The sequence below is a fragment of the Candidatus Solirubrobacter pratensis genome (assembly GCF_000425945.1).
Classification (GTDB): Bacteria; Actinomycetota; Thermoleophilia; order Solirubrobacterales; family Solirubrobacteraceae; genus Solirubrobacter; species Solirubrobacter pratensis.
This window is the reverse complement of sequence record NZ_AUEK01000006.1, coordinates 114,088-129,384: the sequence shown is the minus strand read 5'-3', so window position 1 is coordinate 129,384 and position 15,297 is coordinate 114,088. Positions and strand designations below refer to the sequence as shown.

General features: G+C 74.0%; 13 protein-coding genes and 1 riboswitch. Of the genes, 6 read left to right on the top strand and 7 right to left on the bottom strand.

Translation table 11 applies throughout. The features are described from left to right. Positions 1 to 27 precede the first annotated feature (27 nt). Together H958_RS0104440 and H958_RS0104435 are read right to left on the bottom strand one after the other, a co-directional pair. Positions 28 to 1,188 carry a sigma-70 family RNA polymerase sigma factor gene (locus H958_RS0104440; protein ID WP_028057772.1) on the bottom strand — a complete coding sequence of 387 codons (1,161 nt, stop codon included), beginning with the start codon at positions 1,186 to 1,188 and terminating at the stop codon, positions 28 to 30. Then, the gene (locus tag H958_RS0104435) at positions 1,185 to 2,534 is read right to left on the bottom strand and encodes a carboxypeptidase-like regulatory domain-containing protein (RefSeq protein ID WP_028057771.1); all 1,350 of its coding nucleotides are present in this window, start codon (positions 2,532 to 2,534) and stop codon (positions 1,185 to 1,187) included. Before H958_RS0104435 ends, H958_RS0104440 begins: the two co-directional genes overlap by 4 nt. Positions 2,535 to 2,685: 151 nt before the next feature. Here H958_RS0104435 and H958_RS42735 point away from each other — a divergent pair, with 151 nt between their 5' ends. Both H958_RS42735 and H958_RS34950 read left to right on the top strand, forming a co-directional pair. Next, complete coding sequence (locus tag H958_RS42735; RefSeq protein WP_051323811.1) at positions 2,686 to 3,141, top strand: hypothetical protein; 456 nt, start codon at positions 2,686 to 2,688, stop codon at positions 3,139 to 3,141. Between the two features lie 43 nt (positions 3,142 to 3,184). Next, on the top strand, positions 3,185 to 4,375 hold the full coding sequence (locus tag H958_RS34950; RefSeq protein WP_037409258.1) for a glycosyltransferase family 4 protein: 1,191 nt from the start codon (positions 3,185 to 3,187) through the stop codon (positions 4,373 to 4,375). Here H958_RS34950 and H958_RS0104420 read toward each other — a convergent pair. Continuing rightward, on the bottom strand, positions 4,327 to 4,851 hold the full coding sequence (locus tag H958_RS0104420; RefSeq protein WP_028057770.1) for an acyltransferase: 525 nt from the start codon (positions 4,849 to 4,851) through the stop codon (positions 4,327 to 4,329). The genes H958_RS34950 and H958_RS0104420 overlap by 49 nt on opposite strands. A gap of 404 nt (positions 4,852 to 5,255) precedes the next feature. On the opposite strand from H958_RS0104420, the gene H958_RS34945 reads away from it, so the two are divergent. Continuing rightward, positions 5,256 to 7,046 (top strand): immune inhibitor A domain-containing protein, encoded by a 1,791-nt coding sequence (locus tag H958_RS34945; RefSeq protein ID WP_051323810.1) that lies wholly within the window; start codon positions 5,256 to 5,258, stop codon positions 7,044 to 7,046. Between the two features lie 43 nt (positions 7,047 to 7,089). Here H958_RS34945 and H958_RS0104410 read toward each other — a convergent pair whose 3' ends face one another. Continuing rightward, complete coding sequence (locus H958_RS0104410; RefSeq protein WP_028057769.1) at positions 7,090 to 8,022, bottom strand: thioredoxin domain-containing protein; 933 nt, start codon at positions 8,020 to 8,022, stop codon at positions 7,090 to 7,092. Between the two features lie 129 nt (positions 8,023 to 8,151). On the opposite strand from H958_RS0104410, the gene H958_RS34940 reads away from it, so the two are divergent. Beyond that, the gene (locus H958_RS34940) at positions 8,152 to 9,810 is read left to right on the top strand and encodes a DEAD/DEAH box helicase (protein ID WP_051323809.1); all 1,659 of its coding nucleotides are present in this window, start codon (positions 8,152 to 8,154) and stop codon (positions 9,808 to 9,810) included. Beyond that, entirely contained in the window at positions 9,810 to 10,253 is a 444-nt protein-coding gene (locus H958_RS0104400; protein WP_051323808.1) for a pyridoxamine 5'-phosphate oxidase family protein, read from the top strand. Before H958_RS34940 ends, H958_RS0104400 begins: the two co-directional genes overlap by 1 nt. A gap of 51 nt (positions 10,254 to 10,304) precedes the next feature. Here the strand turns inward: H958_RS0104400 and H958_RS42730 are convergent, their stop codons facing one another. Continuing rightward, entirely contained in the window at positions 10,305 to 12,143 is a 1,839-nt protein-coding gene (locus H958_RS42730) for a peptidoglycan DD-metalloendopeptidase family protein (protein ID WP_051323807.1), read from the bottom strand. Between the two features lie 5 nt (positions 12,144 to 12,148). Beyond that, a riboswitch (cyclic di-AMP (ydaO/yuaA leader) is annotated at positions 12,149 to 12,313 on the bottom strand. Positions 12,314 to 12,378: 65 nt separating this feature from the next. Continuing rightward, positions 12,379 to 13,854: a sensor domain-containing diguanylate cyclase gene (locus H958_RS42725; RefSeq protein WP_051323806.1), complete on the bottom strand. Its 1,476-nt coding sequence runs from the start codon at positions 13,852 to 13,854 to the stop codon at positions 12,379 to 12,381. 85 nt (positions 13,855 to 13,939) lie between these two features. Here H958_RS42725 and H958_RS0104385 point away from each other — a divergent pair, with 85 nt between their 5' ends. Then, positions 13,940 to 14,719 (top strand): fumarylacetoacetate hydrolase family protein, encoded by a 780-nt coding sequence (locus tag H958_RS0104385; protein WP_028057767.1) that lies wholly within the window; start codon positions 13,940 to 13,942, stop codon positions 14,717 to 14,719. On the opposite strand, the gene H958_RS0104380 is transcribed toward H958_RS0104385, so the two are convergent. Further along, entirely contained in the window at positions 14,713 to 15,294 is a 582-nt protein-coding gene (locus tag H958_RS0104380; protein ID WP_028057766.1) for an ATP-dependent Clp protease proteolytic subunit, read from the bottom strand. The two genes, H958_RS0104385 and H958_RS0104380, sit on opposite strands and share 7 nt — an antisense overlap. Positions 15,295 to 15,297: the final 3 nt, after the last annotated feature.

The following is a 15,297-nucleotide window of genomic DNA, read 5'->3' as shown; positions in this document are numbered from 1 at the left end:
CCGCGCCGATCCTCCCCCCTCCCGGTTTCAGCGCAGCTCGAACTCGCCGGCGCCGTCGGTCGCCGGCTTGGGCTTCGGTGCCGCGGTGCGCGCGGGCGGCGGAGTGGGCGCGGCGGTCCGGACCGCCGTGGCCACCGGCGTGGGGGCGGGCGTTCGGACCGCGGCGGCGCGTTGGACGGTGCGCGTCCGCTTCGCCTCGGAGTGCTTGGCCTTGCGCGCCTTCGCCGCCGTCGGCTCCGGCTTCGGCGTGGCGGTCGCCATGGGGATCCGCGCGGCCGCGGTGGGCGTGGGGGTGGGCGGCGGGAGCGCCGCCCGCTTCGCCGAGCCGGTGAGCGAGACGACGGCGAACGTCGCCGCCACCGCGCTCGTCCCGGCCGCGGCGACCGCGCCGGCCTTGGCCGCGGTCCCGCCGCCGTGGAAGAGGAGATGCCCGGCGCCGCCGGCGCCGGTCGCCGCCGCGCCCGCCGTGAGCAGCGGAAGCGGCGGCGTCAGCGCGGCGAGGCCGCGCATGCGCAGCACCTCGCGCCGGCAGGCCGAGCAGCTGTCCAGATGCTCGGCGGCCAGCGCGTGGCGCTCGCCCTCCGGGTCGAGCAGCCCGAGCGCGTAGGCCTTGATCAGCGAGTGCCGCGCGTCGCACCACTCGTCGCGCTGGATGTCGCCGACGAACGCCCCGACCTTCTTGGAGACGCGGTCCATGATCTTCTCCATCCGCCGCGGCTTGACGCCCAGCGCGCGCGCCGCCTCCGGCCGGCTGTAGTCCTGGACGTAGCAGAGCACGGCGGCCTGGCGCTCGCGGCCGGAGAGCCGCTCGCGCATGCCCTCGGCGAAGCGCCGCAGCCGGATGTGGTCGTCGACCTGCGCGGCGAGGTCGAGGTCGACGCGCCGGCCGTCGAGCGCGTCGCTGTCGGCGCGGCGCTCCAGCCGCAGCGCCCGGAACTCGTCGAGCGCGCGCCGCTGCGCGATCGTGACGAGCAGGCCGTTGACGTTCTCGACCCGCTCGCCCTCGGCGAGCTTGGCGTACACGCCATGCCAGGCCTGGTTGTAGAACGCGTCGAGGTCGGCGTCGTCGAAGCGCACGCCGCTGGAGGCGAGCTTGCCCCGCACCGTGCGCAGGATGTCGGGCTTCAGGCGCTCGTAGTCGCGCGCCAGGACGCTGTCGGCCTGCTGCGGTGCGGTGACCGTGGTCATGGCACGTCGACGCGCACCTTCAGCCGCGGGCTTCGCTCGGACGCCCAGGGCCAGCCGGGTCCGCGCTCGACGACGGCACGGAAGCTGAAGATCGTGTCGCGCATGAGGTGGACGAAGCGGTAGCTCCAGCGGTAGCTCCCGTCCGCCTTCGTGCGCGCCGCCCCGACGGGCTGCCATGCCCCATTGACGATCGACTCGATCGTCACGACGGCTCCGCGGGCCGAGGCGCCGGCGCCGCGCAGCCTGCCGCGCAGCGTCAGGACGCGGCCCTTGACGAGCCGGCCGCGGCTGGAGGCGACCGCGAGCGACAGCCGCGTGCGCACGGTCGCCGTCGCCTGCGCGCCGGCCGGGGAGGCGACCGTGACGCGCTGCGCGCCGTCGCGCCGCAGTTCGACGGTGAACGCGCCGCTCGTATCCGTGGTCACGGGGGAGAGGGTGCGCGGCTCGGCGTCGTCGGCGGCGAGGTCGAACGACGTGACCGCCAGCCGCGCGCCCGCGACGGGCGCCCCCGACACGGTGCGCAACGTGCCGGTGAGCCGCGCCGTCGCGCCCGGCGCGTGCTCGACCGCGGCGCGCGAGAGCTCGAGCACCTGCTTCTCCGCCGGCGCGGCGGCCGGCGGCGCCGGCGCGAGCAGCGCCGGCGATCGGCGGATCGAGATCGCGACCGGGCCCCACGCAGTGGTGTTGCCGGCCGCGTCGACGACGGTCCCGGACGCGCTGTGCAGCCCGTCGCCGGCGTCGATCGCGAACGCGCGCGCGACCTCGCCCGGGCACGGCGCCGGCGCGGTGTACGGCGGCGCGCAGCCCGTCGCGACCGTCTCGGCGGGGCCGCCGTCGAGCGAGAGCGTCAGCGACGCCACGCCCGCGCCGCGATCCGCCGCATTGACGATCACCGCGTCGTCGCCGGCGACGGCCGCGGTCGCCGACGGCGCGACCGGGTCGTCGATCGCGACCCGCGAGCGATAGAGGTCGATCCGTGCGCCTTCGCATTCGTCGACGCAGGCGACCTTGAGCGAGAGCGCGTCCAGCGGCGACCGCTTGGCGGCGACCCGGTTCGCGGCCGAGAGCGGCTGCGTGGGATCTCCCACGGTGCCGGATGACGCCGTGTACGACGCCGTCCCGACGGTCTCGATCACCTTCGTGTCGTCCGGGATCCGGCCGTCGGCGGCCGACCGCCAGAGCTCATAGCCCGCGATCCGCGTCCCCGCGGGCGGCGCCAGCCGAACGGCGCCGTCGGGCGAGACGCGCAGCGAGCCGCCCTGCGGGCAGCTGTCGGCGACCTTCCCGTCGGGCTGCCAGGCGCCGGTGTCCAGCGCGGAGCCGTCCGGTCCGCGACATGACCACACGTCATAGGTCCCCGCCCACGCGGCCGGCGCGCCGAGCGCGACCGCGCTCGCCGAGATCGCGAGTACCGCCGTCCATGAGAAAGTGACCGGGCGAACAGGGCAATTACTACTCCACCCGGATGGCCCGCGCCAGTGCCTAAAGTGGAGACGGATGGATCGCAGTGCCGCAGAGCGGATCGTCCGGTCGGACCTCGACGAGAGCGCGGGGATCGGGAGCCCGCTCTCCTCCCTCGCCCGCAGCACGCAGCGCACGGTGGAGGCGTACCTGAGGGCCGGCGTGCGCCCGCGCTGGATGGAGCGGATCGCCGAGATCGACCACTCGATCGCCTTCCACAGGCGCAACTATGCCCGCCGCTACCGCGCCCTGCGCGAGGAGTGCGGAGCCGATCGCGCGCGGTTCGCCGAGCGCTGGCGCGCGCTCGCGGGCGCGGCGCGCTTCGACGAGCTCAACGAGCTGATCGCCCAGCACAACGAGTGGTATCCGATCGAGCGCGACCTTCCGATGGACCTGCGCACGCGCGACTACGTGCTGATCAACGGCCGCTCCTACCGGCGCGAGCCGCTCGGCGCCGAGTGGATCCTCGGGCAGTTCCCGGCTGAGCCCTGAACCGCCGCGGGCGGCGGGCACGACTGGATAGTCTGCGCCGGCCGTGCGCGTCCTGATCGTCTCCTGGGAGTACCCGCCGATCGTCGAGGGCGGACTCGCCCGACACGTCAGGAAGCTGTCGGAGCAGCTAGTCCGGGACGGCCACGATGTTCACGTGCTGACCAGGGGCGGCGGACGGCTGGCCTCCGAGGAGGATCGCCACGGCGTCACCGTGCACCGCGTGCGCGAGCCCGACTTCCCGAAGGACGACCTCGACGCGTTCATCGCCTGGGTCGACCGCATGAACGCCGACATGCTCGCGGCGGGCGCGGAGCTGGGCGGCGGCTTCGACCTCGTGCACTCGCACGACTGGCTCGTGGCGACGGCGGCGCGCCGGCTCGCGCGGCGCCGGCGCGTGCCGTGGCTGGTCACCGTGCACGCGACCGAGTACGGCCGCCACCAGGGCTGGGTCGACAAGCACCCCCAGTCGCACATCCACGCCGTCGAGCGGCGGATGGTGCGCGCCGCCGACGGCGTGATCACGTGCTCGCACTACATGCGCGGGCACGTGCGCGACGTCTTCGGCGCCGACGGCGTGACCGTGATCCCCAACGGCATCGACCCGACCGATCTGCAGCCGGTCGCCGACCTGCCGCGGCTGCGCGCCCGCTTCGCCGAGCCCGAGGACAAGCTGATCCTGCTGGTCGGCCGGCTCGTGTACGAGAAGGGCTTCCACCTCGCGCTCGACGCGCTGCCGGGCCTGATCCGCCGCGTCGGCCGCGTGCGGTTCCTGATCGCCGGCTCGGGCACCGCCGAGGCCGAGCTCAAGGAGCAGGCCGAGCGGCTGGGGCTGATGGAGCACGGGACGTTCATCGGCTGGACCGGCGACGACGTCCTGCACTCGCTCTACCGCATCGCCGACCTGTGCCTGGTCCCGTCGCTGTACGAGCCGTTCGGGCTCGTCGCGCTCGAGGCGATGGCGTCCGGCTGCCCGACGATCGTCGCCGACACCGGCGGGCTGCGCGAGGTCGTCCCCGCCGGCGGCCGCGTGGGGCTGCGCTTCCGCGCGCGCAGCACGCGCTCGCTGGAGCGCATGGCGCACCAGCTGCTGACCTCCGACGAGCTGCGCGAGCGGCTCGTGGCCGAGGCCTCCGAGCACGTCCTGCGCTTCGACTGGGCCGACGTCGCGCGCCAGACGGCGGCGGTCTACGAGGCGCTGTCGGCCGGACGCCGGCGCGCGCCGACCCGCGGCTGAGGCGCCGCCGGGTACGCCACTCCCGCGGGCACGGGGTCCTCGACCACCGCGTACGGGCCGACGACCGCGCCGTCGCCGACCGGGGCGCTCACGGCGGCATGGATCCCGACCCCGGCGCGCTCGCCGACGCGCAGCGGCGCCGCGCGCACCGGCTGGCGCCGGATCGCCGTCTCGGCGTCCGACCACGTCGGCCGTGCGTCGCTGATCGCCGCCCAGTCGCCGACGACGGCGCCGGCGCCGATCTCCACGCCGGCCAGCGCGACGATCACCGCGCGCTCGCCCAGCCGCGCGCCGGCGCCCAGCCGCACCACGCCCGCGCGCGCCTCGATGCGGCTGCCGGCGCCGAGCACGACGCCGTCGCCGAGCACGACCTGTGCGCCGCGCGCGACGTTCACGCGCGCACCCGCGCCCACGCGCACGCGGCGCCCGGCGCGCAGGCGGCCGCGCAGGCGCAAGAGAAGCAGTCCGGCCGGCACCCCGCCCACGATGACACGCGCCGCGCGTTTCCTTCACCTGTTGATTTCCCTCCACGTCGCCCGCGCGCGAGATGAGAGCGATCATGCTGCGTAGTCGTACGGGCGGCAGGATGCCGCCCAGCTCCTGCGCGACTTCCTCAACAAGCCGCAGGCGCTCAATCACGGCCAGACCATGAACCGGTACTGGATGGAGGACTCCTTCGGGAAGTACGGCGTGCAGCTCGACGCCTACGGCCCGTACCAGCTTCGGGCGAACTCGTATCAGTACTTCATGACCGACCAGGGCGGCAGCGGCAACCAGGCGCACTGCCCCACCGCGGCGACGACGCCGTGCAACAAGAACTTCCGCACCGACGCCCGGGCGGCGTGGGTCGGCACCGGGGCCCGGCCAGGTCAGCAGCGAGGTGGCCGCGAGCTACGACAACATCTTCTACGTCTCGGCGGGCGAGGACGAGTCCTCGACGTGGCAGGAGTTCGGCGAGATGAAGTGGGCCTCGCAGGACCAGGTCCCGGACGCGTTCGGGCCGAAGGCCTTCGATCCGGCGCAGTCCAACTGGGCGATCTCGCGCTACGTGCCGTGGTCGTCGTGGGCCTCGGCGTCGACGATCTGGCCGAACGCGCAGGGCAACACCTCGGTCGAGGCCGAGAGCTCGGGCATGGCCACCTACGCCCACGAGCTGTCGCACAACCTCAGCATCCCCGACAACTACGGCAACCCGTACGGCACGGTCCAGCAGCGCGGCTTCACCGGCATGTGGGACATGATGAGCCGCGGCTCGTTCAACGGCCCGGGCGGCCCGCACACGCGCTACCTCGTCCCGCCGACGCTCGGCGCGGCGCTGGGCTCCCAGCACAACCTGCGCAACAAGCGCTTCCTCAACTTCGTCGGCGACTCCGACCTGCTGCGGCTCAACCGCGACGGGCTCGCGACGTCGGGCCTGGCGGTCGCCGACGTCACCGCGCGCGAGGTCCCGCACAGCGCGGGCGACGTCGCCGGCGTGCAGATCGCGCTCAACGGCGACAAGTCGCCCAGCTGCTCGGTCGCCGTCGACTGGCGCTGCGACGGCGTCACCTCGTCGGCCTCGAGCAAGTACACCGGCTACACGATGGAGGTCGTGCAGCAGATCGGCTCGGACTCCTTCGACCCCGGCCACGGCGTCATCATCAACAAGACGAAGACCAGCAGCTCCAATTGCGGCAGCGGCATCAGCGGCACGTCGAACTGCTTCGTGTGGATGATCGACTCGCACCCCGAGGACATCAACCACATCGACTTCGTCAAGCCCGACGGCACGCCGAAGATGGCGACGCTGGGCGATGAGCGCCAGCTCAACGACGGCTCGTTCAACGCCGGCATCGACTCGGGCTCCTCCCCGGAGTGGGAGGACACCGCCAATCGCCTGCGCTTCTACGTCCTCGACCGCAACACCGACGACAAGGGCGTCCTGCACTACAAGCTCGGCGTCAAGTCGCTCGACGGCTCAGGCCCGCAGACGCGCGGCGTCTCGCTCGGCTCCGCGTCGGCCGGCGCGCCGCTGGCCGGGTGGGAGAGCTGCACGTTGCCGCTGACCAACACCGGCGCCGCCGCGGACACCGATCCGGCGCTGCACCCGCAGGACGAGCGCGAGTTCCTCAAGAGCGACATCTACCGCCTCTCGGTCTCGGCATCCGGCACGGGCTACAGCGCCGCGCTGCGCAACGCGTTCGCGACCGCCAGGTTCGGCGAGACCGTCAGCGTGCCCGTGTACTTCACGCGCGGCACGGGCGCCGGCTCGGTCACGCTGACCGCGAAGTCCGAGAGCGATCCGTCGAAGGTGGTCTCGGCGACCTGCTCGACCGGCAACGTCGGCGGCTCCGTGCCGGCGACGCTGTCGCTGACGCTGGGCGCTCCGGCCTCGTTCGGCGCCTTCGCGCCGGGCGTCTCGAGCGACTACGGCGCGCAGACCACCGCCGGCGTCATCTCCACGGCGGGCGACGCGACGCTGTCGGTCTCCGATCCCGGTCACCTGGCCAACGGCGCGTTCACGCTGCCGCAGCCGCTGCAGGTCACGCTCTCAAAGAGCACCTGGGACGCCCCGGTGTCCAACGGCGGCGTGACGATCGGCTTCAAGCAGCACATCGACGCCAACGACGCGCTGCGGACGGGCACCTACAGCAAGACGCTGACGTTCACCCTGTCGACCACGAAGCCGTAGGGCTGTGGGGCGCCGGGCCGTTCGCCCGGCGCCCCGTCAGCTTTCAGGCGGTGGCGCCGACCGCGTCGCCGCTCAGGGTGGCGACGGCGGGCGAGTCGGCCGGGAGCCAGAGGGCGTCGTGGCCGAACGGCGCGCGGAAGGCGGTGCCCTCCGCGACGGCGGTGATCAGCGAGTCCTCGGCGGCGCCGAGGTCGGGCGAGCCGTTGTTGGACGTCATGATCAGCGCGACCTCGGCGGTGCTCAGGCCGTCGGGGAACTCCGGCAGGATCTCGGCGGCGTCCGCGGCGGCGCCGCGGCGCTCGAGGTCGGTGTCGAGGTTGGCGATCAGGACGTCGTAAGCCTCGAGCGGCTGGAAGCCGCCGGCCTCCAGCGTGCGGCCGTCGTCGGTCGTGAACCGCAGGCTCGGAGCCGTGTAGCGCACCTGGTCCTGGTCGCTCGAGTACTGCGCGGCCTTGCCCTGGAACTCCGTCGGGCTGCCGGCGGCGCTGCGGGACTCGGCGCGGTCGGCGGCGAACAGCTCCTCGGTCTCGGGCTCGCTCGCGGCCGCGATCACGGCGTCCGGGTCGATGCCGGGCACCCACGCGATCGCCTCGCGCTGGCCGGCGGCGTCCTCGAGGTCCAGCGTGCTCGTGAACTGCGCGAACTGCAGCGCGCGGAACACGGCGAGCTCGCGCTCGGGATACAGGCGGCGGGTCGCGACGACGACGCGGCAGGCGGCCCAGGTGCCGCTGAGGTGCTCGCGCGGCTGGGTCGAGAACGGCATGCCGCGGTTGCGGAAGCTGCGATAGCCGAGGGCGGACCGGCCGGGGGAGTAGCCGCGCGACGCGTACACGTCACGGCTCTCCGTCAGCCCGATCATGACGTGGCGCCAGATCAGCTGGGAGCCGTAGCGCCAGCGCAGCGCGGCCAGCGCCGGGGAGGCCGACCACGCCCACGGGCAGTGCGGGTCGGAGTAGTGGGTGACATGGAGAGGCACGTACGGAAGGTTAGTGACCACGGGTCCCGGGCCGCGTCCTGACACGGACCGCGGTCCGCGCCGCGCACCGGCGAGATCGCGCCGTGCCGCCCGGCATCGTCCGGGGCGTTTCATAAGTTGCCGCCTCCCGTGACGTACTCGATCGACGCTCCTCCCGAGCGCGCCGGTTTCGCGCGCTCTCTCCCCGCCTGGCCCACCTCCCGCCCGCTCCGCGCCTGGCAGCAGGCCGCCGCCGCCTCCGTGTTCTCCCACGACGGCGACGCGTTCCTCGCCTCCGCGACCCCCGCCGCCGGCAAGACCACGTTCGGCCTGCACGTCGCGCACCGGATGCTCTCCGAGGGCCGCGTCGCGCGCGTCGCGGTGGTCGCGCCGACCACCCACATCTGCCGCCAGTGGGCGGCCGACGCCGCGCGCTACGGGATCGCGCTCGAGCCCAACCGCCCCAACTCCGCCGGGCCCGAGCCGCGCGACCGCCACGGCGTCGCCGTCACGTACGCGACCGTGGCGGCGGGCTCGGACGTCCACCGCCGCCGCTGCGCCGAGCGCCCGACGCTGCTGATCGCCGACGAGCCGCACCACATGGGCGAGGACGCGACCTGGGGCGCGAAGACCGTCGACGCGTTCGGCAAGGCGCGCTTTCGGCTGCTGCTCTCCGGCACGCCGTTCCGCTCCGACAACTCGCCGATCCCATGGGTGACCTACGACGACGACGGCGTCTCGCGCGCGGACTACGGCTACGGGTACACGGACGCGCTGCTGGACGGCGTGTGCCGGCCGGTGACGTTCCACACCTACGGCGGCGACATGGAGTGGGTCAGCGACGGCAAGGTCCGGCGCGCCGACTTCGGCGTCGTCCTGCCGGCCGTCGAGGCGGCGCGGCGGCTGCGCACGGCGCTCGATCCCGCCGGCGACTGGGTGACGCACGTGCTCAGCGACGCGCACGAGACGCTGCTCGGGATCCGCGCCGGCGAGCACCCGGACGCGGGCGCGCTGGTCGTGGCGATCGACAAGGAGCACGCCGAGAAGCTGGCGGACCGGCTCGGGCGCATCACCGGCGAGCGGCCGGACGTGGTGACGTCGGATGCGGCGGACGCGTCCGCGCGGATCGCGCGCTTCTCGGCCGGGTCGGCTCCCTGGCTGGTCTCGGTCCTGATGGTCTCCGAGGGGGTCGACGTCCCGCGCCTGCGCGTGGGCGTGTACGCCACGACGTCGCGCACGGAGCTGTTCTTCCGCCAGGTGATCGGGCGCTTCATCCGGCGCACGCCCGTGCCCAACGAGCAGATGAGCCATGTGTTCCTTCCGTCGGATCCGCGGCTGAAGACGCTCGCCACGCAGATCGAGGAGGAGCGCAACCACGCGCTCGAGTTCAAGCCGAAGGGCGAGGAGGTCGCCGAGCGCGGCGAGCGGCTGGACAAGGGCGAGGCGTTCCAGGCGCTGTGGTCGAGCGCGCGGCGCGACGACGAGGTGCTGCAGACGACGCAGCCCGGCGAGGCGCTGCAGCTCTTCGCGGACGCGTCGCCGGCGCCCTCGCCGGCGCTCGCCGCGTTCACGACCACGCCGGCGACCACGCTGCCGGCGGAGCCTGAGAGCGCGTTCGAGCGCCGCGAGCGGCTGCGCGCCGAGCGCCAGGCACTCGTCGGCACGCTCGCGCGGCGAACGGGAGAATCGCATCGCATCGTCAACGCGCAGATCAACCGCGAGACCGGCGTGAAGTCGGTCGACAAGGCGACCGACGATCAGCTCGGGGCCGCGATCCGCATGCTGGAGAAGCTGCTGAAGCGGACCTGATGCTGCCCGACTGGCCTGACGGGACGGTCGCCACGCTCTCGACGGGCGGGGGCGATCCGCACGCGATCCCGGTCTCGACGATCGTGCGGGCCGGCGATCGCGCGTTGCTGTTCGTGCTCGCCCGGCGGCGCGAGTCGCTGGCGCGGCTGCGCGAGGATCCGCGCTGCGCGCTGACGATCCTCGCCGCCCGCGTCGCATGCACGGCAATCGGACGCGCCACCGTGCTCGACGCGGAGATCTCCGAGCGCGTCGTCGCCGTCCGGCTCGACGCGGAGATCTCCGAGCGCGTCGTCGCCGTCCGGCTCGACGTCGAGCGCGTCCAGGACCACTCGCAGCCGACGTTCGAGATCCTCGAAGGCGTCCGCTGGCGCTGGACCGACGAGGACGCCGAGCGAGCCGACGCGGAGATGCGCGAGGCCCTCCGCCGGCTCGCCGCCGGCTGAAGGTCAACCCGCGGCCACCCGGCGAGGGATCCGGGCGGCCGCGGGAAGCTGTTACGCCGCGGGCGCGGCCTCCGCGGGCGAGGAGGCGGGGGCGGCGGGGGCGGGGGTCTGCGCGGCCGGCGCCGGCGCGGCCTCGGCCGGCGACGAGGCCGGGGCGGCGGTCTCGGTGGGCGCCGAGGGCGCGGTCTCGGCCGGCGCGGGTGCGGCGGGCGCCGAGGGCGTCGTCGGGGCCGGCGCGGGCGCCGGGGTCTGCGCGGCGGGCGCGGCGGGCGCGGGCTCGGACGGCGCGGGCGCCGAGGGCGCGGTCTCGGCCGGCGCGGGCGCGGGGCTCTGCGCGGCAGGTGCTGCGGGCGCGGTCTCGGCCGGCGCTGGCGCGGCGGCGGCAGGCGCCGACGGCGCGGCCTCGGCCGGCGCTGGCGCGGGGGCTTCTGCGGCCGGCGCCGCGGGCGCCGGGGTCTCCGCGGCCGGCGTGGCGGCGGGCGCGGTCTCCGCGGGGGATTGGGCGGGGACCTCGTTGTGGGCGGGCGCCGATGGGGCGGGCTCGGCCGGCGCGGCCGCCTGGGCCTCCGCGGGCGCCGGTGCGGGCGTGCTCGGCGCCGGGGCGGTCTCGGCCGGCGCGGTGGCAGGCGCCGCCGCGGCCGAGGCGGTGGGCGTGGCGCCCGAGGGCGCGCTCGTCGTGCTCGCGGTCTTCGCGACCGCCGTCTTCGCCGTCGCGGTCTTCGCGACCGCCGTCTTCGCCGTCGCGGGCTTCACGACCGCCGTCTTCGCCGTCGCTGGCTTCGCCTCGGCTCCGCCGGGGATCGTCTTCGTGCCCGCGAGGTACGGGGCCGGGTCGGTCGCCTTGCCGTTCTCGCGGACCTCGAAGTGCAGGTGCGGGCCGGTGGCGTCGCCGGTCGCGCCGACCTTGCCGATCACGTCGCCGACGTGCACGTAGGTCCCCTTGGCGACGCCGATCTCGGAGAGGTGGGCGTAGCACGTCGAGACGCCGCCGGCGTGCTGGATGCAGACCAGGTTGCCGTAGCCGCTCTCGACGCCCGCCTCGCTGACCGTGCCGCACTGGGCGGCGCGGACCGGGGTGCCCGTCGGGGCGGCGATGTCCTCGCCGGCGTGCATGTGGCCGGGGCGCGACTCACCGTAGACGCCCGTGACCGTGCCCGACACGGGCGTCGCGATCCTGCCCGCCCCGCAGCCCCCGCCGGGCGCCGTCTGGACCGGCGTCGAGGAGACCTGCTTCGGCGCGCTCGCCGGCGCCTGCTTGGGCGTGGCCGGCGACGACGCGGGGGAGGTCGAGCGCGGCGCTGACTTGGGCGCAGACGCGGGCGCGTCGGAGGCCGGCGACGAGTCGGGGGCGCCGTCCTGCGGTGAATGCGCGCTGCTCGGGTGGTAGCTCGCGAGGACGCTCTCGCCGCCGCCGCCCACGAAGGAGACCTTGGACTTGAACAGCGCCGCCCACGTCGCCGCGTCGACCTCGCCGGTCGCGGGAAGCCCGTAGCGCTGCTGGAAGCGCTCGATCGCGCCGCGCGTGATCGGGCCGAAGATCCCGTCGTCGTCGACGCCGACCTGGCGCTGGACCGCCACGACCGTGTCGCCCGTGTCGCCCTCGGACAGCAGGGCGCCCGACGGCAGGTGGATCGAGGAGCGCGAGGAGTCCGGCGCCGCGGCGGCGACCGCCTTCCCCGACGACGCGCTGGCCACGGCCGCGAACGGCAGCGCGGTCGGCGCCGCCGCCACGGACGCGCTCACCGCCAACGCGGCGCTCTTGCGGCGCGCCCCGTGCTTGCGGCTCAGCTCGGCCAGCTCACGGCGATGTAGAGCCCGCGACTGCGAGCGCGCCCATAACTCAGGATCGCTGAGATCGCGCGTGTACGACGGATCGATCGGGAACGACAACTTGAAACTCCTCGTGGCCCGCGCCTACGGGGTTAGCTGTCGGGCTCGCGCAAGGCCTGCGCTACGCCGCCAAACCAAACGGCGATTCGCCCCCGCGACCGCACCACACGGCCGCACTGGTTCCCCCGTTCCTCCCGTTCTGCGACGGAAGGACTCGGCTACGACTTACAACGTTGGCGCGAGAGAGTACACGAAACGTGGTGCGGTTATGTAAATGGTTCGCCGTGTGGCGAATTCACTCAGCCGCAATCGTGACATTGCGGCCGGACGACTTCGCCGCGGCCAGCGCGTCCCGGGCCCGCGCGAGCAGCAGCTCGGCCGGCTCCTCGCCGTCCCAGCGCGCGACGCCCGCGGAGGCCGTCTGGCCGCGCGGCGTCGAGGCGCGCACGCGATCGACGACGTCGACCGCCTCGCCGAGCCCGCACGACGGCAGGACCAGCGCGAACTCGACGCCCTCCAGGCGCGCCAGCAGGTCCACCTCGCGCAACTCGCCGCGCCAGCGCGCCGCGGTCTCCTTGACCAGGCGGTCGCCCTCGCGCTCGCCGCGCAACATGTTGAACGCGCTCATGTGGTCGAGATCCACCACCGCGACCGAGAGCGGCGACTCGCTCCGCCGCGCCCGGGCGACCTCGCGCGGCAGCTCCTCCTCGAACACGCGCCGCGTCACGAGCCCCGTCAGCGGGTCGCTCAGCGCCAGCGCCTGCATCTTCGCCCGCAGGCCCGCGTGCTCGATCGCCACCGCCGCTTGCGCGGCCACCAGCCGCAGCACCGCCGACGGCGCCTCGGGCAGCGCGTCCACCGGCGCCTGCCAGATCACGATCAGCACGCCGGCGATCTCGCCGTCGCGCAGCACCGGCTCGAACACCGCCGAGCGGGCGCTGGTCGCCTCCACGAGCGGCGCCGCCAGCGCCGGGTGGTTGCGCGCGTCGGCGACGAAGTACGCCTCCTTGGCCGTGAACGCGCGCCCGCCGCCGGTTCCGTCGCCGCGCGGCTGGATCGTCACCGGCTGGACCGAGATGCCGGCCATCGCGGTCGACGCGAAGTCGCGGCCCGACGGCTCGAGCAGGAACGCGACCGGCGCGTCCATCACCTCGCACGCCGCCTCGCAGATCGCCGTGCGGGCGTCGTCGGCGCCGGCCAGCGCCTTCGCGACGCGGCCGATCGCGCCCATCCCGCGCGCCTGGTCGCGCAGCAGGTCGTTGAAGCGCTTGAGGTCGCGCTCGTTGGACTCGCGCTCGAGCTCGGAGGCCAGCACGCGCGCGAGCATCGTGAACAGCTGCTCGTCGGCGGACGTGAAGGCATCGCGGTCGCGCGACAGCGCGCTCAAGGACCCCACGCGCGTCCCGTCGGACAGCTCCAGCGGTACGCCCATGTACGAGCGCGCCGTCACGCGCTGCTGCATCGGCAGCCCCGCGTACGTCGGGTCCGTCGCCACGTCGCCGGTGCGCCGCGTGGCGCGGTCCTCGGCCATATGGGAGTCGAACGCGTCGCCGAGCGGCATCGCCTGGTTGGAGCGCAGGCCGTACTCCATGCCGTTGCGCGCGTCGACGATCCGGTGGATGAACTGCCCCCGGTCCAGGTGGGCGAGGTACAGGCCCGCGGACGGCATGTGCCGCTCCAAGAGGTCCAGGACCGAGCGCGTCGCGTCGGCGAATGAGCGGTATGTCGCGGAGGTCGCGGCCGCTGCCGCCTGAATCGCGCTGGTGTCCATCCAGGTCAGATGATCGGCTATAGAGCGGCGCCCTTGAAGCCGGTCATCCGTCGAGTCGAGGGGGGAACCACTAGTTTCCCGGCACATGAAGCTCGCGACCTTCATCGCTCCCGGCGGCTCGCAGCCGCAGGCCGGCGAGGTGCGGGGGGAGGAGGTCGTGGCGTTCGCGTCCGGGACCGTCCTCGACCGCCTCTCCTCCGGCGACCGCACGCCCGCCGACGGCGACACGTATCCACTGGCCGGCGTCACGCTGCTCGAGCCCGTCCCGCGGCCGCCGGCCATCTTCTGCATCGGGCGCAACTACGCCGCCCACATCGCCGAGCTGGGCTCCGCGAAGCCGTCCAAGCCGCTCGTATTCCTCAAGCTGCCGCTCTCGAGCGTCCCGCCGCAGGGGCCCGTGCGCAAGCCCGCGGTCGTCGAGCACCTCGACTACGAGGGCGAGCTCGTGCTCGTGCTCGGCCCCGGCAACGAGATCGCCGGCTACGCCGTCGCCGACGACGTCTCGGCGCGCGACCTCCAGACCAGCGAGAACCAGTGGTCGCGGGCGAAGGGCTTCGACACGTCCTGCCCGTGGGGCCCGTGGATCACGACCGCCGACGAGATCGATCCGGGCGACCTGCGGATCACGACCGACGTCAACGGCGAGCGCCGCCAGGACGGGACGACGAGCGACCTGATCTTCAAGCCGCAGGAGCTCGTCGAGTTCATCGCCGAGACGTGCACGCTCGAGCCGGGAGCGATCATCCTGACGGGCACCCCGAGCGGCGTCGGCGCGGCGTTCGATCCGCCGCGCTTCCTGCAGCCCGGGGACACCGTCAGGATCGAGATCGAAGGCCTAGGGACCCTCGAGCACCCGATTCAGTGAGAGTGGATGACCCGGTCGATCAGGCCGTACTCCTCGGCCTGGTCGGCCTTGAAGAACCGGTCGCGCTCCATGTCGCGATGGACCTGCTCCTCGGGCTGCCCGGTGTGCAGCGCGTAGATCTCGTCGATGCGCTTGCGCGTCTTGAGGATCTCGGCCGCGTGGATCTCGATGTCGGTCGACTGGCCCTCGAAGCCCGCTGACGGCTGGTGGATCAGGATGCGCGAGTTGGGCAGCGCCATGCGCTTGCCGTTCGCGCCGCCCGTCAGCAGCAGGGAGCCCATCGACATCGCGATCCCGACGCACATCGTCGCCACGTCGGGCTTGATGAACTGCATCGTGTCGTAGATCGCCAGGCCGGCGTAGATCGAGCCGCCCGGCGAGTTGATGTAGAGGGAGATGTCCTTGTCCGGGTCCTGCGACTCGAGGTGGAGCATCTGGGCCACGACCAGGTTGGCGATCTGATCGTCGACGGCCGAGCCGAGGAAGATGATCCGCTCGTTGAGCAGCCGGGAGAAGATGTCGAACTCGCGCTCGCCACGCGCGGTGCGCTCGATGACCATGGGGACGAGAGGCATGTC